At 72.6% G+C, this 23249-nt stretch carries 21 protein-coding genes; 3 read left to right on the plus strand and 18 right to left on the minus strand.

The genetic code is table 11. The features are described 5' to 3' along the window. Nucleotides 1-491: 491 nt before the first annotated feature. From tyrS to argC, 10 genes are all read right to left on the minus strand, one after another. On the minus strand, nt 492-1769 hold the full coding sequence (gene tyrS / locus ACH34Q_RS39630) for a tyrosine--tRNA ligase (protein WP_395988338.1): 1278 nt from the start codon (nt 1767-1769) through the stop codon (nt 492-494). A gap of 147 nt (nt 1770-1916) precedes the next feature. Further along, nucleotides 1917-2531, minus strand: a complete 615-nt coding sequence (locus tag ACH34Q_RS39635; RefSeq protein WP_395988339.1) for a DNA-3-methyladenine glycosylase — start codon at nt 2529-2531, stop codon at nt 1917-1919. A gap of 5 nt (nt 2532-2536) precedes the next feature. After that, entirely contained in the window at nt 2537-3952 is a 1416-nt protein-coding gene (argH, locus tag ACH34Q_RS39640) for an argininosuccinate lyase (RefSeq protein WP_395988415.1), read from the minus strand. A gap of 202 nt (nt 3953-4154) precedes the next feature. Next, a complete protein-coding gene (locus ACH34Q_RS39645) occupies nt 4155-5357 on the minus strand; it encodes an argininosuccinate synthase (protein ID WP_395988340.1) in 1203 nt (400 codons plus the stop codon). Between the two features lie 68 nt (nt 5358-5425). Then, the gene (locus tag ACH34Q_RS39650) at nt 5426-5947 is read right to left on the minus strand and encodes an arginine repressor (protein WP_395988341.1); all 522 of its coding nucleotides are present in this window, start codon (nt 5945-5947) and stop codon (nt 5426-5428) included. Then, nucleotides 5944-6873 (minus strand): ornithine carbamoyltransferase, encoded by a 930-nt coding sequence (argF, locus tag ACH34Q_RS39655; RefSeq protein ID WP_395988342.1) that lies wholly within the window; start codon nt 6871-6873, stop codon nt 5944-5946. Before argF ends, ACH34Q_RS39650 begins: the two co-directional genes overlap by 4 nt. Nucleotides 6874-6876: 3 nt before the next feature. After that, a complete protein-coding gene (locus ACH34Q_RS39660; RefSeq protein WP_395988343.1) occupies nt 6877-8085 on the minus strand; it encodes an acetylornithine transaminase in 1209 nt (402 codons plus the stop codon). Next, nucleotides 8082-9017 carry an acetylglutamate kinase gene (gene argB / locus ACH34Q_RS39665; RefSeq protein WP_395988344.1) on the minus strand — a complete coding sequence of 312 codons (936 nt, stop codon included), beginning with the start codon at nt 9015-9017 and terminating at the stop codon, nt 8082-8084. Before argB ends, ACH34Q_RS39660 begins: the two co-directional genes overlap by 4 nt. A 23-nt stretch (nt 9018-9040) precedes the next feature. Next, entirely contained in the window at nt 9041-10198 is a 1158-nt protein-coding gene (argJ, locus tag ACH34Q_RS39670; RefSeq protein WP_395988345.1) for a bifunctional glutamate N-acetyltransferase/amino-acid acetyltransferase ArgJ, read from the minus strand. Continuing rightward, complete coding sequence (gene argC / locus ACH34Q_RS39675) at nt 10195-11223, minus strand: N-acetyl-gamma-glutamyl-phosphate reductase (RefSeq protein ID WP_395988346.1); 1029 nt, start codon at nt 11221-11223, stop codon at nt 10195-10197. Before argC ends, argJ begins: the two co-directional genes overlap by 4 nt. Before the next feature lie 151 nt (nt 11224-11374). Here argC and ACH34Q_RS39680 point away from each other — a divergent pair, with 151 nt between their 5' ends. The 3 genes from ACH34Q_RS39680 to ACH34Q_RS39690 are packed head-to-tail and all read left to right on the plus strand — an operon-like array spanning nt 11375 to nt 13832. After that, entirely contained in the window at nt 11375-11974 is a 600-nt protein-coding gene (locus tag ACH34Q_RS39680) for a MarR family winged helix-turn-helix transcriptional regulator (RefSeq protein ID WP_395988347.1), read from the plus strand. Next, nucleotides 11971-12957 (plus strand): ATP-binding cassette domain-containing protein, encoded by a 987-nt coding sequence (locus ACH34Q_RS39685; RefSeq protein WP_395988348.1) that lies wholly within the window; start codon nt 11971-11973, stop codon nt 12955-12957. Before ACH34Q_RS39680 ends, ACH34Q_RS39685 begins: the two co-directional genes overlap by 4 nt. Then, nucleotides 12957-13832, plus strand: a complete 876-nt coding sequence (locus tag ACH34Q_RS39690; protein ID WP_395988349.1) for an ABC transporter permease — start codon at nt 12957-12959, stop codon at nt 13830-13832. The genes ACH34Q_RS39685 and ACH34Q_RS39690 overlap by 1 nt, the downstream gene beginning before the upstream one ends. A gap of 89 nt (nt 13833-13921) precedes the next feature. Here the strand turns inward: ACH34Q_RS39690 and ACH34Q_RS39695 are convergent, their stop codons facing one another. From ACH34Q_RS39695 to rpmI, 8 genes are all read right to left on the minus strand, one after another. Further along, nucleotides 13922-15550 carry an ABC-F family ATP-binding cassette domain-containing protein gene (locus tag ACH34Q_RS39695; RefSeq protein ID WP_395988350.1) on the minus strand — a complete coding sequence of 543 codons (1629 nt, stop codon included), beginning with the start codon at nt 15548-15550 and terminating at the stop codon, nt 13922-13924. Nucleotides 15551-15862: 312 nt separating this feature from the next. Next, nucleotides 15863-18346 (minus strand): phenylalanine--tRNA ligase subunit beta, encoded by a 2484-nt coding sequence (gene pheT / locus ACH34Q_RS39700; protein ID WP_395988351.1) that lies wholly within the window; start codon nt 18344-18346, stop codon nt 15863-15865. Then, complete coding sequence (gene pheS, locus ACH34Q_RS39705; RefSeq protein WP_395988352.1) at nt 18346-19455, minus strand: phenylalanine--tRNA ligase subunit alpha; 1110 nt, start codon at nt 19453-19455, stop codon at nt 18346-18348. Before pheS ends, pheT begins: the two co-directional genes overlap by 1 nt. Nucleotides 19456-19566: 111 nt before the next feature. Beyond that, the gene (locus ACH34Q_RS39710; protein ID WP_395988416.1) at nt 19567-20646 is read right to left on the minus strand and encodes an ATP-binding protein; all 1080 of its coding nucleotides are present in this window, start codon (nt 20644-20646) and stop codon (nt 19567-19569) included. Between the two features lie 177 nt (nt 20647-20823). Further along, nucleotides 20824-21312 (minus strand): STAS domain-containing protein, encoded by a 489-nt coding sequence (locus ACH34Q_RS39715; protein ID WP_395988353.1) that lies wholly within the window; start codon nt 21310-21312, stop codon nt 20824-20826. Between the two features lie 301 nt (nt 21313-21613). Next, the gene (locus ACH34Q_RS39720) at nt 21614-22447 is read right to left on the minus strand and encodes a TrmH family RNA methyltransferase (protein ID WP_395988354.1); all 834 of its coding nucleotides are present in this window, start codon (nt 22445-22447) and stop codon (nt 21614-21616) included. A 21-nt stretch (nt 22448-22468) separates the two neighbouring features. Then, on the minus strand, nt 22469-22846 hold the full coding sequence (gene rplT, locus ACH34Q_RS39725; RefSeq protein ID WP_395988355.1) for a 50S ribosomal protein L20: 378 nt from the start codon (nt 22844-22846) through the stop codon (nt 22469-22471). Nucleotides 22847-22916: 70 nt separating this feature from the next. After that, complete coding sequence (gene rpmI, locus ACH34Q_RS39730; RefSeq protein ID WP_395988356.1) at nt 22917-23111, minus strand: 50S ribosomal protein L35; 195 nt, start codon at nt 23109-23111, stop codon at nt 22917-22919. Between the last annotated feature and the right edge of the window lie 138 nt (nt 23112-23249).

Here is a 23249-nt window from a genome sequence, read left to right on the forward strand (position 1 = left end):
GGTGATCCGGTACCATGACCGAACCATATAAAGGCACTGGCTTTTAACACGCTGTTGAGTTCTCAAGAAACGGACACCCACCGCGCCGAACCCGCTCTCGCAGATCCAGGCTCCGGGGCAACCCTTCAAGCCTACCCGATTCGTCCGTTTTGTCAAACTTTCGGCCGATTCGAGCCCTCCCGCATGCTCGACGGGCGCGAATGAAGATCCGCGCTGTCGGGCTCTGGGAGTTCCCCCGGGCCGGCCGCCTGTCGGCGTCCCGCTCCCCTGGGGGCAGGTAGAACACTAGATCCGACCCGCTACAGCGTCAAATCAGCGTCCGAGGCCACATAAGCCCAGGTGAGAGGCGGTTTTCGTCGCCTCAGGACGGTCTGCGGCCGTCCCCGTGACCGCACTGTGACGTGAATCCCGCCAAGGTTTTGCCCTCGGCAGGCGAAAGGGCGCCCGCCCGGAACCGTCCGGACGGGCGCCCTCGGCGCGAGAACCGCTGGTCAGCCCCGTACGACCTCCACGCCTCCGATGTTGCGCTTGCCGCGCCGGAGGACCAGGAAGCGGCCGTGCAGCAGGTCGGACGCGGCCGGTACGGCGTCCTCGGACTCCACCTTGGCGTTGTTGAGGTAGGCCCCGCCCTGCGAGACGGCCCGGCGGGCATCGGACTTGCTCTTGCACAGGCCTGAGGAGGCCAGGAGGTCGACCACGGACGGAAGGTCGCCCGGGGGCACCTCCGCACGCGGAACCTCGGCCAGGGCCGATCGGAGGGTGCGTTCGTCCAGCTCGTCCAGGGCGCCCTGCCCGAACAGGGCCCGGGACGCCGCGATCACGCGCTCGGTCTCGCCGGCGCCGTGCACGAGGGTGGTCATCTCCTCGGCCAGCGAGCGCTGCGGGACGCGGGCGGCGGGACGTTCGGCGCCCTGCTCGATCAGGTCCTCGATCTCCTCCCGGGACCGGAAGCTGAACACCTTGAGGAAGCGTTCGATGTCGCGGTCCTCGGCGTTGAACCAGAACTGGTAGAAGGCGTACGGCGAGGTCAGCTCGGGGTCGAGCCAGTAGGTCTCGCCGCCGGCGGTCTTGCCGAACTTGGTGCCGTCGGCCTTGGTCAGCAGGGGCGTGGTCAGGGCATGGGCCGCGACGCCCTCGACCCGCCTGATCAGGTCGGCGCCCGCGGTGAGGTTGCCCCACTGGTCGCTGCCGCCGGTCTGCAGCAGGCAGCCGTGCCGCCGGTACAACTCCAGGAAGTCCATCGACTGCAGGAGCACGTAGCTGAACTCGGTGTAGCTCATGCCGGAGGTCTCGAGGCGGCTCTTGACCGTCTCGCGGGCCAGCATGCGGTTCACCGGGAAGTGCTTGCCGACGTCGCGCAGGAACTCGATGGCCGTCATCGATCCGGTCCAGTCCAGGTTGCTGACCATCGTGGCGGCGTTGGGGACGTCGTCGAAGTCCAGGAAGCGCGAGACCTGGCCGCGGATGTGCGCGACCCAGCCGGCGACGGTCTCCTCGGAGTTCAGCACGCGTTCGGCGCTCTTGCCGCTGGGGTCGCCGATCAGGCCGGTGGCGCCGCCGACCAGGCCGATCGGGCGGTGGCCGGCCCGCTGGAACCGGCGCAGCATCAGGATCTGGATCAGGTTGCCCAGATGCAGCGAGGGCGCCGTCGGGTCGAATCCGCAATAGAGGGTGACCGGCCCCGCGGCGAGCAGCGCCCGCATTTCGTCCAGATCGGTGGACTGCGCGATCAGATCGCGCCACACGAGATCCTCGAGGATGTCGGTCACGTTCTCCCTCGTCTCCGGCATGCGGGTGGTCGGTCCACCCAGATTGGCTGATGGAACGCCGTTCACGGTAACGGTTTTCAGCGGCCCGACGTGAGCGCCCGGGCCGGGACGGAGACCTCGTGTCCCGGCGCGAATCGTTCCCGGCCGTCAGACCGCCGGTTTGCGCTTGCGGGGTACGTGGGCGCGGTACGGGGAGACCGACGGGTCGCCGTCGACCCAGAACCGCCAGGGGGTCTCCTTGGCGCCGTTCACGCCGGTCCGGGGGCCGGTCCTGATCAGGGACGGGTCGGCGGGCTCTCCCGGGAGGATGAGCATCGGCCCGCCCTGGGTGCACACGTCCGAGCCGTTCTGCTCGCGGGCGATGCCCAGGGCCTGGCACAGCCGCGCCGGGCCGCGCGCCAGGTCGCGTTCGGTGGAACGGGGGCGGCGCGAGCGGGCGGTCTCGAGCCCGTCGATCACCTGGCCCGCGCGGAGCAGGACGGCCGAGGCCGTGCCCTCCTTCGCGCAGACCAGGTTCACGCAGAAGTGCATCCCGTACGTGAAGTACACGTAGGCGTGGCCGGGCGGCCCGAACATCACGTCGGTACGCGGCGTACGGCCGCGGTAGGCGTGCGAGGCCGGGTCGAGGGGGCCCGCGTACGCCTCGACCTCGGACAGCCGCAGCGCCACGTCCCCGTGGACGAGGACGCGGCCCAGCAGGTCGGGGGCGACCTCGTCGACCGGGCGGTCGAAGAAGCCGCGTGGCAGGGGGGAAGCGGACATCCGGGTCAGTCGGAACCCGCGGCCCAGGCGGCGTGCTCGTCGGCCAGGGCGCGCAGCGCGGCGATCTGCTCGCGGACGCGGTCGGGGGCGGTGCCGCCGTGGGCCTTGCGGGACGCCAGTGCCCCGTGGACGTTGAAGACCTCGCGGACGTCGGCGGTCAGCTGCGGCGACACCTTGACCAGTTCCTCGTCGGTCAGGTCGTCGAAGTCCTTGTCGTTGACCTGGCAGTAGACCACCAGGTGGCCGACGATCTCGTGCGCGTCGCGGAAGGCGACCCCGCGCCGTACGAGCAGCTCGGCCAGGTCGGTCGCGAGGGCGAAGCCGTCGGGGGCGGAGGCCTCCAGCCGCTCGGTGTTGACCCGCATCGTCGCGATCAGGCCGGCCATCGCGGGCAGGACGAGCAGCAGCGTCTCGACCGCGTCGAAGGCGCCCTCCTTGTCCTCCTGCAGGTCGCGGTTGTAGGTCAGCGGCAGGCCCTTGAGGGTGGTGAGCAGGGCGACCAGGTGGCCGATCAGGCGGCCGGCCTTGCCGCGGGCCAGCTCGGCCACGTCGGGGTTCTTCTTCTGCGGCATGATCGACGACCCGGTGGCGTAGGTGTCGTCCATCTCGATCCAGCGGAACTCCTGCGAGGCCCAGAGGCAGATCTCCTCGCCCAGGCGGGACAGGTGCACGCCGGCCAGCGCGGCGGCGAAGAGGAACTCGGCGACGAAGTCGCGGTCGGCGACGGCGTCCATGGAGTTGGCGGCGGCCGAGTCGAAGCCCAGCTCGGCGGCGGTGGCCTGGGGGTCCAGCGGCAGCGAGGAGCCGGCCAGGGCGCCGGAGCCGAGCGGGGACACCGCGGCGCGCCGGTCCCAGTCCAGCAGCCGGTCGATGTCGCGGGTGAGCGGCTGGACGTGGGCCAGCAGCTGGTGCGAGAACAGCACCGGCTGGGCGTGCTGCAGGTGGGTCATGCCGGGGGCTGCCACGCCCAGGTTCTGCTCGGCCTGGCCGATCAGGGACGTCTCCAGCTCGACCAGCCGGCTGACGATCTTCCGGACGTGGTCGCGCAGGTAGAGCCGCAGGTCGGTGGCCACCTGGTCGTTGCGGCTGCGGCCGGCGCGCAGCTTGCCGCCGAGGGCGCCGAGGCGTTCCAGCAGCCCGCGCTCCAGGGCGGTGTGCACGTCCTCGTCGGCGACGGTCGGCCGGAACTCGCCACTGCGGCAGGCCTGCTCGAGGTCGTCGAGGGCACCGAGCATGCGCTCCAGCTCGTCGCCGGTGAGCAGCCCCGCCCGGTTGAGGACGCGGGCGTGCGCGCGCGAGCCCATCAGGTCGTACGGAGCGAGCCGCCAGTCGAACTGGACGCTCACCGAGAGCCGCGCGAGCGCGTCCGACGGGCCGCCCTCGAACCGGCCGCCCCACAGTCGCGTCGGTGCCTTGGTCACGAAGATCCTCTTCTTCCTGTGCTGCTGGATGGGCCTGCGCTGCTGGATGGGGCCGTGCTGCTGGATGGGGCCGGCCCGGATGCGGGCCGTCCCGCCGGAGGCCGCGGTCCTCCACTGTATTGCCACCGCGGCACGCACCGGTTACGGCCGCCTCGCACGCGCGGAGGTGGCCGTGGCCGTCGTACGGGCTGTGCGCTTCGGATCAGGCCCGCTGGTCGCGGTCCCGGATGGCTGCGATCTTGGTCGGCAGGCTCCACAGCTCCACGAACCCCTTGGCCATGCTCTGGTCGAAGGTGTCGCCGGTGTCGTAGGTCGCCAGGTCGTAGCTGTAGAGGGAGGCGTCCGAGCGGCGGCCGGTGACGACCGCGCGGCCGCCGTGCAGCGTCATCCGGATGTCGCCGGAGACGTGCTTCTGGGAGTCGTCGATGAAGGCGTCCAGGGAGTCCTTCAGCGGCGAGAACCACAGGCCGTCGTACACCAGCTCGCCCCAGCGCTGGTCCACCGACCGCTTGAACCTGGCGAGGTCGCGCTCGACGGTGACGTTCTCCAGCTCCATGTGCGCGGCGATCAGCGCGATCGCGGCGGGCGCCTCGTACACCTCGCGGCTCTTGATCCCGACCAGCCGGTCCTCGACCATGTCGATCCGGCCGACGCCCTGGGCGCCCGCACGCCGGTTGAGCTGGGCGATGAGCTCGTACGCGCCGAGCTCGCGGCCGTCCAGCGCGACCGGGACGCCCGCCCGGAAGGTGATGGTGACCTCGTCGGCCTCGCGCGGCTCGGCGGGGTCGGCGGTGTAGTCGTAGACGTCCTCGATGGGGCCGTTCCAGACGTCCTCCAGGAAGCCGGTCTCGACGGCCCGGCCCCACAGGTTCTGGTCGATCGAGTACGGCGACTTGGCCGACACGTCGATCGGCAGGCCCTTCTCCTCCGCGAAGGCGATCGCCTTGTCCCGCGTCCAGGCGTAGTCGCGGGCCGGGGCGATGACCTTCAGCTCCGGGTGCAGCGCCGACAGCCCGGCCTCGAACCGGACCTGGTCGTTGCCCTTGCCCGTGCAACCGTGCGAGACCGCGGTGCCGCCGTACTGCTCGGCCGCCTCGACCAGGTGCTTGACGATCAGCGGCCGGGACAGCGCGGAGACCAGCGGGTAGCGGTCCATGTAGAGGGCGTTGGCCCGCAGCGCCGGGAAGCAGAAGTCCCGGGCGAACTCCTCGTGGGCGTCGACCACCACGGACTCGGCGGCGCCGCAGGCCAGGGCCCGCTTGCGGATGGCGTCCAGCTCCTCGCCGCCCTGGCCGACGTCCACCGCGACGGCGATCACCTCGCCGCCGGTCTGCTCGGCCAGGAACGGGATGGCCACGGATGTGTCCAGTCCCCCGGAGTAGGCGAGTACGACGCGCTCGCTCATGATGGTCGTTCTCCTCTGGGAAGTCGGTTCGTGTCGGTCGGTGCCGGTCGCAGGCGGGGGCGCGGCCCCTAGCTTCGCTTCTCGCGGCCCGCGGCCAGCCGCAGCAGCGCCTCGGCCAGCTCCTGCCCGCCGGCCGGATCGCGCGCGATGACCAGGATCGAGTCGTCGCCGGCGACCGTGCCGAGGATCGAGGACCATTCGGCGTGGTCGATCGCCGAGGCCAGGTACTGGGCGGCGCCCGGCGGGGTCCTGACCATCACCAGGTTGGCCGACGCCTCGGCGGAGACCAGCAGCTCGGCCGCCAGCCGGCCGAGCCGGCCGGTGAACGACTCGGCGTCGCCGGCACCCGTCCTGGCCCGCCGGATCCGCTCACCGCCCTCGCCGGGGACGGCGTAGATCAGGCTGCCGTCGTCGGCCCGCAGCCGTACCGCGCCGATCTCGACCAGGTCGCGCGACAGGGTGGCCTGGGTCACCTCGACGCCCGCCTCGCCCAGCAGCCGGGCCAGCTCGGCCTGCGAGTGCACCGGGTTGCGCGTCAGCAGGTCCACCACCTTGGCCTGCCGCGCCGGCTTGGTCATCGGCATCGTCATGGCGAGACGGCCTCCGAACGCAGCAGCAGCCAGGCCAGCAGCGCCTTCTGGGCGTGCAGCCGGTTCTCCGCCTCGTCCCAGACCGCGCTGCGCGGACCGTCCAGGACCGACGCCGCGATCTCCTTGCCCCGGTACGCGGGCAGGCAGTGCAGCACGATCGCCTCGTCGCCGGCCAGCGACAGCAGCGCCTCGTCGATCGCGTACGGCTCGTACAGCGAGGTGTCCTTGCCCTCCTGGCCCATCGACACCCAGGTGTCGGTGGCCAGGACGTCGGCGCCCGCGGCGGCCCCCTTGGGGTCGGCGGTCACGTCGACCGAGCCGCCGGTGGCCGCCGCGATCTCCGCCGCCCGCGCCAGGACCGCCGCGTCGGGCGGCAGCGACTCGGGGGCGGCGATCCGTACGTGCATCCCGGCGGTGGCGCCGCCCAGCAGGTAGGAGTGGGCCATGTTGTTGGCGCCGTCGCCGAAGTAGGCGAGGGTGAGGCCCGCGAGCGCGCCCTTGGCCTCCCGGACGGTCTGCAGGTCGGCCAGGATCTGGCAGGGGTGGAACTCGTCGGTGAGGGCGTTGACGACCGGGACGGCGGTGCCCGCGGCCATCTCCTCGATCCGCTCCTGCCCGGCGGTCCGCCACACGATCGCGGTGGCCTGCCGCTCCAGGACGCGGGCGGTGTCGGCGATGGACTCGCCGCGGCCGAGCTGGCTGCTCCCGGCGTCCAGGACCAGCGCGTGCCCGCCCAGCTCGGCGATGCCGACCGCGAACGAGATCCGGGTCCGGGTGGAGGGCTTGTCGAACAGCACCGCCACCGTGCGGGGGCCCTCCAGCGGCCGGTGGCCGAAGCGGTCCGCCTTCATGACGGAGGCCAGCTCCAGCACCTCGGCCTGCTCGGCGGGGGTGAGGTCGTCGTCCCGGAGAAAGTGCCGCACCATCGGTCAGCCCTCCTTTTCCGAAGCCGCGTCGAGGATCGCCGGGAGGGCGTCCACGAACGACTGCGCCTGCTCGTGGGTGAGGATCAGGGGCGGGGCGAGCCGGACCGCGTCCGGCTGCAGCGCGTTGACCAGGAACCCGGCCGAACGGGCCGCGGCCTCGACCGCGCCCGACCTGGCCTCGGTCAGGACCAGGCCCCGCCAGAGGCCGCGGCCCCGCAGGCCCGCCAGCAGCGGATGGCCGATCGCGGCGATCCCGCCGGCCAGCCGCTCGCCCACCGCCGTGACATGGTCGAGCAGGCCGTCCTTCTCGATGGTCTCGATCACCGCGAGCGCCGCCGCGGCGCCCACCGGGTTGCCGCCGAACGTGCTGCCGTGGTCGCCCTTGGCGAAGATCTCGCCGTGCCGGCCGAAGGCGACGCAGGCGCCGATGGGCAGCCCGCCGCCCAGGCCCTTGGCCAGGGTGAGGATGTCGGGGGTCGCGTCGGGCAGCTCGTTGCGGAACGCGAACCAGGTGCCGGTACGGCCGATCGCGGACTGGATCTCGTCGGCGACCAGCAGCGCGCCGGTGGCGTCGCAGATCTCCCGCGCGGCGGCGAAGTAGCCGTCCGGCGGCGGGACGACGCCCGCCTCGCCCTGCGTGGGCTCCAGGAACACCGCCGCGCACTCATCGGTCACCGCCGCCTTGAGCGCGGCGGCGTCGCCGTACGGGACGAACCGTACGTCCAGCGCGTACGGGCCGAACGGCTCGCGGATGGAGGCCTTGCCGGTCAGCGACAGCGCGCCCATGCTGCGGCCGTGGAAGCCGTTCTCGGCCGCGACGAAGCAGGACCGGCCGTTGGACTTTCCGTACTTGATGGCGAGCTTGAGCGCGGCCTCGTTGGCCTCGGTGCCGCTGTTGCACAGGAACACCCGGCCGTCGGCGTCCAGCAGCTCCCGCAGCTTCTCGGCCAGCCGGACCTCGGGCTCGTTCAGGAAGAGGTTGGAGGTGTGCGCGAGCGCGGTGACCTGGGCGGTCACGGCCTCGACGAGGGCCGGGTGGCCGTGCCCGAGGCTGCTGACCGCGATGCCGGCGATGAGGTCGAGGTAGGCGTTGCCGTCGGCGTCCCACACCCGGCTGCCCTCGCCGCGCGCGAGCGCCAGCGGCGGCACCCCGTAGTTGGGCATGAACGCCGTCTCGTAGCGTGCCCTGAGATCGTCGTTGACCGCGCTCATGCGACTTCTCCCTCGTTCTCGTTCTCGTTCTCGCCCGCCACGGCGCCGGGGACGCCGGGCATGACCATGGTGCCGATGCCCTCGTCGGTGAAGATCTCCAGCAGCACCGAGTGCGGGACCCGGCCGTCCAGGACGTGCGCCTGCGGGACGCCGCCGCGGACCGCGTGCAGGCAGGCCTCCATCTTCGGCACCATGCCGGCGGTCAGCTCGGGCAGCAGCGCGGCCAGCTCGTCGGCGGTCAGGCTGTCGATCACGTCGTCGCTGTCGGGCCAGTCGGCGTACAAGCCCTCGACGTCGGTGAGCACGACCAGCTTGGACGCGTCCAGCGCCACGGCCAGCGCGGCGGCGGCGGTGTCGGCGTTGACGTTGTAGACCTCGCCGTCGTCGCCCCGGGCCACGCTGGAGATCACCGGGATCCGGCCGTCGTCCAGCAGCGCCCGGACCGCGCCGACCTGGATCTCGACGATCTCGCCGACCTGGCCGATGTCGACCGGCTCGCCGTCCACCAGCGCGTGCTTGCGCTCGGCGGTGAACAGGTTGGCGTCCTCGCCCGACATCCCGACGCCGAACGCGCCGTGCCGGTTGAGCAGCCCCACCACGTCCCGGTTGACCTGGCCGACCAGGACCATCCGGACGACCTCCATGGCCTCCGGCGTGGTCACCCGCAGCCCGGCGGTGAAGCTGGACTCGATCCCGGCCCGCTCCAGCGCGGCGTTGATCTGCGGCCCGCCGCCGTGCACGATCACCGGCCGCAGCCCCGCGTACCGCAGGAACACCACGTCCTCGGCGAACGAGGCGCGCAGCGCCTCGTCGCTCATCGCGTGCCCGCCGTACTTGATCACGACGGTGGCGCCCTGGAACCGCTCCAGCCACGGCAGCGCCTTGATCAGCGTCTCGGCCTTGTCCATCACCCCGGCCCGGTTCTTCCGCATCCGCGCCCCGCTGGTTATGCCGCTCACGTCGAGTACGCCGAGTTCTCGTGGACGTAGTCGGCCGTGAGGTCGGTCGTCCAGACGGCCGCGCTGTGCGGGCCGGCCGACAGGTCGACGGTGATCGTCACGTCCCGGGGGCGCAGGTCGACCTTGTCGCGGTCGTCGCCGACCGAGCCGTTCCGGCAGACCCACACGCCGTTGATGGCCACGTTGAGGTGGTCGGGCTCGAAGACGGCGTCGGTGGTGCCGACGGCCGACAGGACCCGGCCCCAGTTGGGGTCCTCGCCGTTGATGGCGCACTTGAGCAGGTTGTTGCGGGCGATGGAGCGGCCGACGGTGACCGCGTCGGTCTCGCTGTGGGCGCCCACGACCTCGATGGTGATGGCCTTGGACGCGCCTTCGGCGTCCACCAGCAGCTGCCGGGTGAGGTCGGCGGCGACCTCGGTGAGCAGCGCGGTGAACTCGGCCTCGTCCGGCGTGACGCCAGCAGCGCCGGAGGCCATCAGCAGGACGGTGTCGTTGGTGGACATGCAGCCGTCGGCGTCGAGCCGGTCGAGGGTGACGCCGGTGGCGGCGCGCAGCGCGCGGTCCAGCGCGGCGGCGTCCAGGCCGGCGTCGGTGGTGATCACGCAGAGCATGGTGGCCAGCGACGGGGCGAGCATGCCGGCGCCCTTGGCCATCCCGCCGATCATGTAGCCGCCGGCGCCCTGCCGGAAGGCGATCTTGGCGACGGTGTCGGTGGTACGGATCGCGTCCGCGGCGGCCAGCCCGCCGTCGCCGCGGGTCAGTTCGGCGCCCGCGGTGCCGATCCCGGGCAGCAGCCGGTCCATCGGCAGCCGCTCGCCGATCAGGCCGGTGGAGCAGACCGCGATCTCACCCGCCGAGTCCTGCAGGACGGCGGCGACCTTCTCGGCGGTGGCGTGGGTGTCCTGGAAGCCGGCGGAGCCGGTGCAGGCGTTGGCGCCGCCGGAGTTGAGCACCACCGCGCGCACCCGGCCGCCCTGGAGGACCTGCTCGGACCACAGGACGGGCGCGGCCTTCACGCGGTTGCGGGTGAAGACGGCGGCCGCCGCGCGGGACGGCCCGTCGTTGACGACCAGGGCCAGATCGCGGGTTCCGCTGTCCTTGAGCCCGGCGACGACGCCGGCGGCGCGGAAGCCCTTGGGGGCGGTGACGCTCACGGGGACACTCCGATCGTGGTGAGACCGAGTTCTTCGGGCAGGCCGAGGGCGATGTTGGCGCTCTGCACGGCACCGCCGCCGGTGCCCTTGGTGAGGTTGTCGATGGCGGCGACCACGATCGCGCGGCCGGCGCGCTCGTCGTGGGCGACCTGGAGGAGCGCGGTGTTGGCGCCCAGCGTCATGGCGGTCGACGGCCACTGCCCCTGCGGCAGCAGGCCGACGAACGGCTCGTCCTCGTAGGCCAGCCCGTACGCGTCGCGCAGGGTCTCCAGCGTGACGCCGGGCCGCGTCCTGGCGGTGCAGGTGGCCAGGATGCCGCGGCTCATCGGCGCCAGCGTGGGGGTGAAGGAGACCATGACCGGCTCGCCCGCCACGCCGCTCAGGTTCTGGATCATCTCGGGCGTGTGCCGGTGCACGCCGCCGACGCCGTACGGGCTCATCCCGCCCATGACCTCGCTGCCCAGCAGGTGGGGCTTGAGGGCGCGGCCCGCGCCGGAGGCTCCGGAGGCGGCCACCACGACCACGTCCGGCTCGACCAGCCCGGCCAGAAACGCCGGGAACATCGCCAGCGTGACCGCCGTCGGGTAGCAGCCCGGGACCGCGATCCGCGTGGAACCGGCCAGTGCCGCGCGCTGGCCGGGCAGCTCGGGCAGCCCGTACGGCCAGGTCCCGGCGTGGGGCGTACCGTAGAAGTCGGTCCAGTCGTCGGCGTCGGTCAGCCGGAAGTCGGCGCCGCAGTCGATGACGAGCATGTCGTCACCCAGTCGTTCGGCCAGCGGGCCCGACTGCCCGTGCGGCAGCGCCAGGAAGACCGCGTCGTGCCCGGCGAGCGTCTCCGGCGTGGTCTCCGCCAGGACGCGATCGGCCAGGGATCGCAGGTGCGGCTGGTGCGCGCCGAGTTCGGTGCCCGCGCTGGAGCCCGCCGTCAGTGTGCCGATCTCGAACTCCGGATGGCCGGCGAGGATGCGCAGCACCTCGCCGCCGGCGTATCCGCTGGCGCCGGCGACCGCCGCCTTGATGCCCATGGTGTCCGTTTCACCTTCCCCGCTGATCGATAAGCAAGAGTATGCATGATGCTGGATGAATATCCAAACTGATCCCCGGGGCCGCTGGGGCGGATTTGCTTCGACGGCTAAAGGTTTGACAGCTAAATAACGGCCGCCCAAGAATGGGCCCATGGAGACGCCGGATCTCGGCTTCGGCGACCCGACGGCACTCGGTGCCGTCGACGAATGGCCGATCGGCCGGCTGTTCGCGGCGGCCGCCAAGCTGTCGGGGCCGGTCATGTGGCGGCTGGCCGACCGGCACGGGACGAGCCCGGCGGGCTTCTTCCTGCTGCGCGCGCTGGTGGTCCAGGACGGGCGGCGCGCCGGGGAACTGGCCCGGCAGCTGATGATCACACCGGCCACCGTCACCTCGGTGGTCGGCACGCTGGAACGCAACGGGCATGTGGAGCGGCGTCCCGATCCCGCCGACCGCCGGGCCGTCCGGGTCCACATCACCGGCTCCGGCCTGGCGCTGGTCACGGCGACCGGGAGCGCGCTGGCCGAGGACCTGTGGGGCCTGTACGACGTCGACGAGGCCGACGAGCCCGCCGTACGCCGCTTCCTGCTGACCCTCATCGCCCGTTTCCACGCCTTCCAGGACGACGGGGGTCTCGCCGCCTGCGCGGCGGGCCCGCCGGACGCCGGCACGGCCCGTCCCGCAGACCGGTCACCGGCCGGTCGCACGGCCGATCCGCCGGTGACGACCACCGCACGAGAGGAATCCACGTGACCGCACCCCCCGAGGACGCGCCCGGCGAGGGGCCGCCGGTGGCCGTTCGCACCACCGACCTGCACAAGACCTACTCCGGCCCGCGCGGCGACGTGCCGGCCGTGCAGGGCATCGACCTGGAGGTCGCCGAGGGCGAGTTCTTCGGCCTGCTCGGGCCGAACGGCGCCGGCAAGTCCACCACCATCGGCATGCTCACCACCCTGGTGGTGCCGACGTCCGGCGCCGCGCAGGTGTGCGGGCTCGACGTCGTCCGGCGGTCGGTGGAGGTCAAGCGCCGGATCGGCATGGTGTCGCAGAACAACACCCTCGACAACGATCTCAACGCGTTCGAGAACCTGGAGTTCCGCGGCCGCTACTTCGGCATGTCCGGCAAGGACGCCCGCCGCCGGGCCGACGAGCTACTGGAGATGTTCACCCTCCAGGACCGCCGCAAGGGCACCCCGTTCGAGCTGTCGGGCGGGCAGGCCAAGCGGCTGATGATCTGCCGGGCCCTGGTGCACCGGCCCGAGGTGCTGTTCCTGGACGAGCCCACCGCCGGCCTGGACCCGCAGAACCGGGTCAACCTCTGGGAGGTGCTGCGCGGCCTGCAGCAGGAGGGCCAGACGATCGTCCTCACCACGCACTACATGGAGGAGGCCGAGGAGCTCTGCGACCGGCTCGCCGTGGTGGACCACGGCAGGATCCTGGCCAGCGGCACCGTCGAGGGCCTCAAGGACTCCGCGGGCGCCGACACCGTGATCAGCGTCTCCTACGACGGAACGCCCCCGGAGGACGTCGGCAAGCTGCGCGAGCGCTCCGGGATCGAGCGGGTCGAGGTCGCCGGCGAGCAGGTCCGGGTCTTCGCCCGCGAGCCCGACGGCGTCCTCGGCGAGCTGGTCGCGATCGGCGCGGCCGCCGGGGTCGGCGTCACCGACGCCTCGCAGCTGCGGCCCAGCCTGGAGACCGTGTTCCTCACCCTGACCGGACGGGAGTACCGCGACTGATGGCGATCGACGAAGTCCCCGGCAAGGCCGCCGACAAGGCCGGCAAGGCCGTGCCGGCTCCGCCGGCGATGCGGCCCACCCTGGCGCGCACCTTCGGCGGCATGATGGCCCGCGAGCTGCGGGTGATGCGCAAGAACTTCCTGTCCACGTTCCTGCGGGTGCTGATCCAGCCGCTGATGTTCGTGTTCGTGTTCTCCTTCGTGCTGCCGAAGATCGGCGGCGCCGGGATGATGGGCGGCGCGGGCGGCGCCAACTTCACCACGATCCTGGTGCCCGGGCTGGTCGCCTCGTCGATGCTGATGCAGGCGATGATGGCGGCGATCATGCCGCTGATGATGGAGCTGACCTGGCAGCGCTCGATCACCGACCGGGCGCTGGCACCGCTGCCGATCCCGCTGCTGGCGATCCAGAAGATCACCGCCGCCGCGCTGCAGGGCCTGGTCGGCGGGCTGCTGGTCTTCCCCGCCGTCCTGTTCATCCACGCCGAGGGCCAGGCCCCCGAGGTGCAGGTGGGCAGCTGGCCGATCCTGATCATGGCGATGGTGGTGGGCTCGCTGCTGGCCGCCTCGGCCGGGCTGCTGCTGGGCACGCTGATCGACCCGCAGAAGGCGCAGATCCTGTTCGCGGTGGTCCTGCTGCCGGTCACGATGCTCGGCTGCGTCTACTACCCGTGGTCGGCGCTGGAGGACATCCGCTGGCTGCAGATCGCCAGCCTGTTCAACCCGCTGGTGTACGTGAGCGAGGCACTGCGCGCCGCGCTGACGCCCGGTGTCGGGCACATGCCGACCTGGGCGTTCTCGCTGGCGCTGATCGGCGGCACCGCCGTGCTGACCTGGTTCGCGACGCGCACGTTCACCAAGCGCGTCCTGACCTGATCCGTCCGGCACCTGATCCGTGATCAGGCTGGAGCCTGGTCCGTCCGGCCCGGCCCGGGGCGGAACCCCGGGCCGGGCCGGAGCGGGCCCTACATCGGTTCGATCTCGGTCAGGCCGGTGTCCCGGTCCAGGTGCAGCCAGCGGGTGATCCCGATGGTCCGCAGGAACGGGACGTCGTGGCTGACGACGATCAGCGCACCCTGGTAGGCCTCCAGCGCCTCCGACAGCCGGCGGGCGCTGGCCATGTCGAGATTGTTGGTCGGCTCGTCCAGCATCAGCAGCTGCGGTGCGGGCTCGGCCAGCATCAGCGCCGCCAGCACCGCCCGGAAGCGCTCCCCGCCCGACAGCGTCCCGGCGGGCTGCTCGGCCCGCCGGCCGCGGAACAGGAAGCGCGCCAGGCCGGCCCGTACGGTGTTGACCGACGCCGACGGGGCGAAGGCCCGCACGTTGTCGACCACGCTGAGCCGGTCGTCCAGGACGTCCAGCCGCTGCGGCAGGTAGCGGACGCCCTCGACGCCGATCTTCACCTGGAGCCCCTCCGGGCCCTCGCCGAGCAGCGAGCGCAGGAACGTCGTCTTTCCGGAGCCGTTCGGGCCGGTCAGCGCGATCCGTTCCGGCCCCCGGACGATCAGCTCTTCCAGGGACGCGGGCTGCTGGGCGGGCAGTCCGTTCACCGTGAGGACGGTACGGCCCGCCGGAACCTCGGTGGCGGGCAGCCTGACCCGGATCTCGGCATCGGCACGGACCGCCTCCTCGGCCTCCGACAGCCGCTCGCGAGCGTCCGAGAGCCGGTCCTCGTGCATCAGCCGGTGCTTGCCGGCCGACACCTGCGCCTGCCGCTTGCGCTCCTGCATGATGACCTTCGGTTCGCGCTTCTGCTCGTACATCTTGTCGCCGTACCTGACCCGCCGGGCCAGCTTCACATGGGCCTCCTCCAGTTCGCGCTTCTGCCGCCGCATGTCGCTCCCGGCGACGCGGACGGCCCGCTCGGCCGCCTCGCGCTCGACCGCGAGCAGCTCCTCGTAGGCGGACAGGTTGCCGCCGAACGAGCGCACGCCGCCCTCGCGCAGGTCGGCGATCTCGTCGACCAGGTCCAGCAGCTCCCGGTCATGGCTGACGACGATCAGCACGCCCGGCCAGGACGACACCGCCTCGTACAGCCGGCGGCGCGCGTCCAGATCCAGGTTGTTGGTGGGCTCGTCCAGCAGCAGGACGTCGGGCCGGGCGAGCAACTGGGCGGCCAGCCCGACCATGACGGCCTCCCCGCCCGAGAGCGTGGCGACCGTACGGTCCAGGCCGAGCCCGTCGAGGCCGAGCCGGTCCAGCTCGGCGCGGGCCCGTTCCTCCACGTCCCAGTCCTCCCCCACCGCGGTGAAGTTCTCCTCGGTCGCCTCGCCCCGCTCGATCGCGTGCAGCGCCGAACGGGTCGCGGAGATGCCGAGCAGGTCGGACACGGTACGGGCGGTACCGAGCGGGAGGTTCTGCGGCAGGTAGCCGATCTCGCCCGCGACGCCGACCGTCCCGGACGCCGGGCTCAGCTCCCCCGCGATCAGTGCGAGCAGGGTGGACTTGCCGGAGCCGTTGACGCCGATCAGGCCGGTCCGGCCCGTACCGAACGCGGCGTCCAGGCCGTCCAGGACCGTGGTGCCGTCCGGCCAGGCGAACGACACCTCGGAACAGACGACGGAGAAGGGGGATGAAGCGAAAGACAAAGACATGAGCGGTCCTCCATGACGCACCGGATTCGACAGGACACGTGGAGACACCGCGGAACGCGCACAAGCGTGCGGGCATGAAAAAACGCCCGGGACGAAAGGGGTCCAACCAAGGTCACGTGCGCGAGGGATACCACCGCGCGGTGTCTGCGACCTCAGTTCCTCAACGGACTCCCCTACCGGACGACGATGTGATGGGCCCAGCCTACCCGCCGATCTAACGCAACACAAGTAGCGTTAAGGATTTTCTCCTGGGAACGCGAAAGCGGCCCCCGCACCGTGGCGGGGGCCGCTTCCGGAAGGCGTCGGCAGGTGTCAGCCGCCGCGCTGGACGGCTCCGGTGCGCTCGGCCGCGGCGGCGACCGCGGCGTCCCGGGACGCGCCGGCCTCCTCTGCCGTCAGCGTCCGGTCCGGCGCGCGGAACCGCAGCGAGTAGGCCAGCGACTTGCGCCCCTCCCCCGCCTGCTCGCCGGTATAGACGTCGAACAGCCGCACCGACTCCAGCAGCTCGCCCGCGCCCTCGCGCAGCGCCGCCTCGACCTCGGCCGCGGCCACGGCCGCGTCGACGACCAGCGCGACGTCCTGCGTGGCGACCGGGTAGGACGACACGTGCGGTGCCCGCACCACGCCCACGTCACCGAGACGGCGCAGCTCCAGTTCCATCGCGCAGCTGCGGGCCGGCAGCCCGTACGCCTTGATCACGCGCGGGTGCAGCTCGCCCGCGTGCCCGACGAGGGTGTCCCCCGCGTACAGCGCGGCGCAGCGGCCCGGGTGCCAGGGCGCGTGCCGGTCGGCCCTGACCGTCAGCTCGACCCCGGCCTCGCGGGCCACCGTACGGGCGGCCTCGACGGCGTCGGCCCAGTCGGCGGCACGGCCCTTGCCCCACCAGCCCGACGGCTCCCGCTCACCGGCCAGCACCACCGCGACCCGCTGCGGCTGGTCGGGCAGCGCCGCCTTGAGCGAGGCGATCTCCTCGGCCGTCGGCCCGCGGTCGACCGCGAGCCGGGGCGCGCGGCCCGGGCCGCCCTCGCGGGGACGGAAGACCAGGCCCAGCTCGTACAGGCCCGCGTCGCCGAAGCCCCGCCCCACGTTGCGGGCCAGCGCCTTGAACAGGCCCGGCAGCAGCGTGGTGCGCAGCAGCGGCTCGTCCTCCGACATCGGGTTGGCCAGCCGCAGCGCCCGGCGGCGCGCGTCATCGGCCGGGAGCTGGAGGGCGTCCCAGTCCTTCTCGGCCGCGAACGGGTAGCTCAGGACCTCCACGTACCCGGCTCCGGCGAGGGCCCGGCCCACGCGGCGGCGCAGGCGCTGGTCCGTGGTGAGGCCTCGCCCGGTGCTGGGACGGGGCGCGCGCGACGGGATCGCGTCGTACCCCTCCAGCCGGATGACCTCCTCGGCCAGGTCGTTGGGGTCGGTGAGGTCGGGCCGCCACGACGGCGGCGTCACCGTGAGCGCGTCGGCACCGCTCTCGACGGTGCAGCCGACCTGCTCGAGCCGCCGCACCACCGCGTCGCGCTCGTACGGGACGCCCGCGACCCGGCCGGGGTGACCGGCCGCCATCGAGACGGTGACCGGCTCGACCGGGGCCTCGGCGTGGGTCACGCCGGGCAGAACCTCGGCGCCGCCCAGCTCGGCCAGCATCCGCGCCGCGCGGTACGAGGCGTACAGCGGCAGCTCGCGGTCGACGCCGCGCTCGAACCGGTACGACGCCTCGCTGTGCAGCTTGTGCCGCCGGCTCATCCGGGCGGTACCGATCGGGTCGAAGTGCGCGGCCTCGATCACCATGTCGGCGGACTTCTCGTCGATCTCGGTGGCCAGCCCGCCCATCGTGCCGGCCATCGAGATCGGCCCCGACTCGTCGGTGATCAGGATGTCCTCGGCGTGCAGCTCGCGCCGGACGTGGTCCAGGGTCTCCAGTCGCTCGCCCGCGGCGGCGCGCCGGACCACGATCGGGCCGGTCAGCTTGCCCCGGTCGAACGCGTGCAGCGGCTGCCCCAGCTCCAGCATCACGTAGTTGGTGATGTCGACGGCCAGCGACACCGGGCGCATCCCGGCGCGGTGCAGGCGGACCCGCATCGCGATCGGGGTCTGCGCGGACGGGTCGAAGCCGCGCACCTCGCGCAGCACGAACCGGTCGCAGGCGGTCGGGTCGCCGATGCCCGCCGGGTACGAATCGGCCGAGTCCGCCGGCGGTTGCACGTCGGCCGGGTCGGTGAACGGGACGCCGTAGGCGGTGGCCGCCTCGCGCGCCAGCCCGCGGATCGACAATGCGTACCCGCGGTCGGGCGTGACCGCGATGTCGAGCACGTCGTCGCGCAGCCCGAGCAGCTCGATGGCGTCGGTGCCGGCCGGCTCGTCGCCGGGCGGCAGCACCAGGATGCCGTCGTGGTCGTCGCCGATCTCCAGCTCGCGGACCGAGCAGATCATGCCCTCGGAGACCTTGCCGTAGGTCTTGCGGGAGCCGATCGTGAAGCCGCCGGGCAGCTCGCCGCCGGGCAGGATCACCACGACGCGGTCGCCGACCGCGAAGTTGGCGGCGCCGCAGACGATGTTCTGCGGCTCGCCGGTGCCGTTGGCCTGGCCGACGTCGACCTGGCAGTAGCGGATCGGCTTCTTGAACCCGGTGAGCTCCTCGATGGCCAGCACCCGGCCGACCACGAGCGGCCCGGTCACGTCGAGACCGGCCTGCTCGACCGTCTCGACCTCCAGGCCCGCCGCGATCAGCTTGGCGGCCAGGTCGCGGCCGGTGACGCCGGCCGGGAGTGCCACGTACTCCCGCAGCCAGGAAAGCGGGGCGCGCATCAGATCTCCATCCCGAACGGGAGGGCGAAGCGCACGTCGCCCTCCACTATGTCGTGCATGTCCTCGACGCCGTGCCGGAACATCAGCGAGCGCTCCACGCCCAGCCCGAACGCCCAGCCGCTGTAGCGGTCGGTGTCGATGCCGCAGGCCACCAGCACCCGCGGGTTGACCATGCCGCAGCCGCCCAGCTCGATCCAGCCCTCCGAGCCGCACGTACGGCACGGCTCGGCGCCGGGCTCCACCGACGCGCCCCGGCACACGAAGCACTGCATGTCGACCTCGGCCGACGGCTCGGTGAACGGGAAGTACGACGGGCGGAACCGCGTGGTGAGCCCTTCGCCGAACATGCCGCCGACGAACGCGTCGATGCCGCCGCGCAGGTCGGCCATGGTCAGGCCCTCGTCGACCGCCAGGCCCTCCAGCTGGTGGAAGACCGGGCTGTGCGTGGCGTCCAGCTCGTCGGTGCGGTACGTACGGCCCGGCGCGACCACGTACACCGGCAGCGGCCGCGACAGCAGCGAGCGGACCTGCACCGGCGAGGTGTGCGTGCGCAGCACCAGATCGGTGTCCTCCGACTCCACGAAGAACGTGTCCTGCATCGTGCGCGCCGGGTGGTCGGGCTCGAAGTTCAGCGCGTCGAAGTTGAACCAGCCCGCCTCGACCTCGGGGCCTTCGGCGACCTCGAACCCCATCGAGACGAAGACGTCGGCCATCCGCTCCTGGAGCGTGGTCAGCGGGTGCCGGGCGCCGCGCGGGGCGCGGTCCCACGGCAGCGTGACATCGACGGTCTCCTCGACCAGCACGCGCTGGTCGCGCTCCTCCTCCAGCTCGGCCTGGCGGGCCTTGAGGGCCTGCCCGACGGCGCCGCGGGCGGCACCGATCCGCTTGCCGGCCTCGGCGCGGGCGGCCGGCGGCAGCGCGCCGATCTCGCGGTTGGCCAGGGCCAGCGGGGAACGGTCGCCGGCATGCGCCAGCCGGACCTGCTTGAGCTCGTCGAGGCCGGCCGCCGCGGCGATCGCCGCGAGGGCATCGTCACGCGCGGCGTCGAGCGCTTCGGGCTGCAACGCGGACACCTCGACAGGGTCGTAGGACTTATTGGGTGCAGACATGGTGGTGTGATGAACTCCGGTCGGCGTGGATCGCCCGAGTCTAGTGCGCGGGCGATGGGGATCCGGAAAGCCCGCCGGCGCTCGGCCCGGGGTACGGCTCCCTGAGAACGATCAGGAGGCGTAGTCGGGAGCGCCCGCGGGCATCGTAAATCGGAACTCGGCGCCGCCACCGGGGGCGCGCCGGACGGTGATGGTGCCCCCGTGCGCCTCGACGAGGCCCTTCACGATGTAGAGGCCGAGACCGGTGCCGCCGCGGCGGTTGCCGCCGGGACCGCGCCAGAACTGCCGGAAGACGCGCGGGACGGCCTCGGGCGGTATGCCCTCGCCCTCGTCGCGTACCGACACGGCGGCCCCCTCCTTGTGCGCGTCCGGCTCCACCACGATGGTGACGGTACCAGCGCCGTGCCGCACCGCGTTTTCGACCAGGTTGCCGAGGATCTGGTCCACCTTGTCGGGGTCCAGCCACATTTCCGGCAGTTCGCCGCGCGCCTCGAACCGGAACCGGTCCTCGGCCTCGCCCGCCGCGACCCGGCCCGCGATCACCTTGCGGGTCTCCTCGACCAGGTCGACCACCTGGCGGCGCATCTCCAGCCGGCCCGCCTCGATCCGGGACACGTCCAGCAGTTCGGTGATGAGCCGCGTCACCCGGTCGGCGTCGGCGTTGACGGTCTCCAGCATGACGCGCTTCTGGTCGTCGTTGAAGCGGGTCCACTTGGCCAGCAGCGTGGCGGTGAAGCCCTTGACGCTGGTCAGCGGGGAGCGCAGCTCGTGCGCGACCGTGGAGACGAGGTCGGCCCGGTCGCGCTCCTGGCGGGCCCGGACCGCGGCGTCGCGCAGGCACACCGTGAAGCGCCGCACCCGCCCCTCGCCGTCGCGCCGGTAGGCGGCGGTGACCAGCAGCTCGACACCGCCGGGCAGGAAGAGTGAGCGCTCGGGATGGCGGGTGCGGGTGGCCAGCCCGTCGTAGGGCGCCAGGCACTTCCACCAGTCGCGGCCCTCGGCGTCGTGCAGCGGCAGCACGTCGCGGAAGTCGCGGCCGATCGCGTCGGCGCCGGCGATGCCGGTCATCCGCACGGCGGCGGCGTTGAACGTGATGACGCGGGCGTCCCGGTCCGCCACCAGCAGCCCGTCGGGGAGATCGTCGTTCATGTCCTCTTGTACGGAACGGGAGGCGCCCTCGGCCGAGGGCATGCGGCGAGGCGCGTGCGGGGAGTCGTCTCCGCCCACAACGGCCTCCAGACACGGGTAGAACGCGGCCTGTCGAGTAGAGACTCTATCGGCACCGGACCGCCTTGCGGGACCCGTGAAACTCCCTGCGGCAAGGCATGTGTGGCCCTGGAGGCCAGGGCCGCGGGCCCGGCCCGGCGGCTACCGCGTGGAGGGGGCCGTCGCGGCCAGCGCGCCCTCGACGTCGTCGTACAGGCCGAAGACGCGGTGCAGGCCGGTGATGCGCAGCAGCTTGCGCTGGGCGGGCCGCGCCCCGGCGAGCCGGACCCCGCCGCCGTCGGCGCCGAGGCGGTTCTGCACGGCGACGAGCGCGCCGAGCCCGGCCGCGTCGCAGAACGCGACATCGGAGAAGTCGACCACCAGGTGGCGGTGGCCGGCGGCGTGCAGTTCCATCAGCCGGCCGCGCAGGATGTCGGCGGTCCGCACGTCGATCTCGCCGCACGCGGCGGCGACCGCCGCGTCGCCCTCGGTCCGCACGACCTCGATCTCGAAGCCGCCGTCCGCGAAGGGCGGCACCCCCGTGCCGTCGTGCCCCGCCTCGCGCGCCGGGCGCGGCGCGCCCGCGCGGCAGCGCAGGTCGGGTACCCGTCGGGCACGCCTCCTGGCCGTCCTGCCATCGTCGGTCATCATGTCGCCCCCAGCTCGCACGGCCTCGTCGCCGTCCTCGTCAACACCGTAGGCATCTGGTGAGGCCCGCGGATCCCTCGCCGGTCTGGTATCACGCTCCTCCTCAGGAACGAGCCGCCCGGCGCGCCCGCTCCCGTACGTCCCCCGTACGGCCGCCGAGCGCGGCCCTATTCTCGCAGGTCAGGACCATCGACACCCCGCGCGAACCGGCCGGATCCGGTCACCGGAGCGGGAACAGAACACGGCCGTACCGAAACACCGCCATGCCGAAACACGGCCATACCGGAACACGGCCGTGTTGCGATCAGGAACCGGACGAGCCGACCGCCGCGCGCTGGGCGCGGGCCGAGGCGTACAGGCAGACCGCCGCGGCGGTGGCCAGGTTGAGGCTCTCGGCCCGGCCGTGGATGGGTACCCGGACGACCTCGTCGACATGCCGCAGGATCTCCTCCGGCAGGCCCCATGCCTCGTTGCCGAACACCCAGGCCGTGGGCCGCGCGAGCAGCCCGTCGTCCATGGCGTCGTCGAGGGTGCGCGTCCCGGCGCCGTCCGCCGCCAGGACGGTCAGCCCGGTCTTCTTCAGCTCGGGGATGAGCGCGTCGAAGCGCGGCCCCATCACCACGGGCAGGTGGAACAGGCTCCCGGCCGAGGCCCGCACGCACTTGCCGTTGTACGGGTCGACCGAGGCGTCGGTGAACACCACCGACTCCGAGCCGGCGGCGTCGGCCGTGCGCAGGACGGTGCCGGCGTTGCCCGGGTCACGGACGTGCGCCAGCACGGTCACCAGCCGCGGGGACGGCTCCAGCGCGGACTCCAGGGTCACGTCGACGAAGCCGCAGACCGCCAGCAGCCCCTGCGGGGTGACGGTCTGGGCCAGCTCGGCCATGACCTCGCCGCTGACCCGCAGCACCTGAACGCCCGCCGCCTCGGCGGCCGCCACCAGCTCCGGGTGACGCGTCTCGGCCTCGGCGGTGGCGAACAGCTCGACCAGCCCGCCGGGGATCTCCAGGGCCTCCCGTACGGCCTGGGGCCCTTCGGCGAGGAAGCGCCGCTCGCGGCGCCGGAAGGTGCGCTTGGCGAGCCGCCGAGCCGCCTTCACCCGTGGAGATCGGACAGAGGTCAGCTCGCGGCCCGCCATGTGGTGAACGCCGTCCGCCGGTCAGGCGGCCTCGCTGCCCTCGGCGGGCAGCGCGTTCTTGGCCACCGTCACCAGGGCGGCGAAGGCCGGGGCGTCGTTGACGGCCAGCTCGGCCAGCATGCGGCGGTCGACCTCGACCTCGGCGAGCTTCAGGCCCTGGATGAGCCGGTTGTACGTCATGCCGTTGGCGCGGGCCGCGGCGTTGATCCGCTGGATCCACAGCCGGCGGAACTGCCCCTTGCGGTCCTTGCGGTCCCGGAAGGCGTACGTCATCGAGTGGAGCTGCTGCTCCTTGGCCTTGCGGTACAGGCGCGACCGCTGGCCGCGGTAGCCACTCGCCCGCTCCAGGACGACCCGACGCTTCTTGGCGGCATTGACCGCCCGCTTCACGCGTGCCACGTGTTGTGCTCCTTCGTGGGGGCCGGGGCCTCCAGGCCTCGGCCGGTCGTACGGGTTGCTGGGTCGCCGGCTACTTGCGCAGCAGCTTCTTGATGTTCTTGGCGTCGGCCGGAGCCACCACGGCCGGGCCGTCGAGGCGGCGCGTCCGCCTGGACGACTTGTGCTCGAGCAGGTGGTTCTTGTTGGCGCGGCGGCGCATCACCTTGCCGGAGCCGGTCAGCTTGAAACGCTTCTTGGCACCGCTGTGTGTCTTGGTCTTCGGCATGGTCGCCGTCGTCTCCCTCGATCTTCCCGGGCCCGCCGCGGCGGGCGCGGGGGCGTGCCTGTACGGACGCGTTCCGTCCCACCGGCTTGACTGCCGGCTGGAACGCGCCTGGACAGGCTCAATGTACGTGCGTCACGA

Source organism: Actinomadura sp. 9N407, from assembly GCF_044326315.1.
Lineage (GTDB): Bacteria > Actinomycetota > Actinomycetes > Streptosporangiales > Streptosporangiaceae > Spirillospora.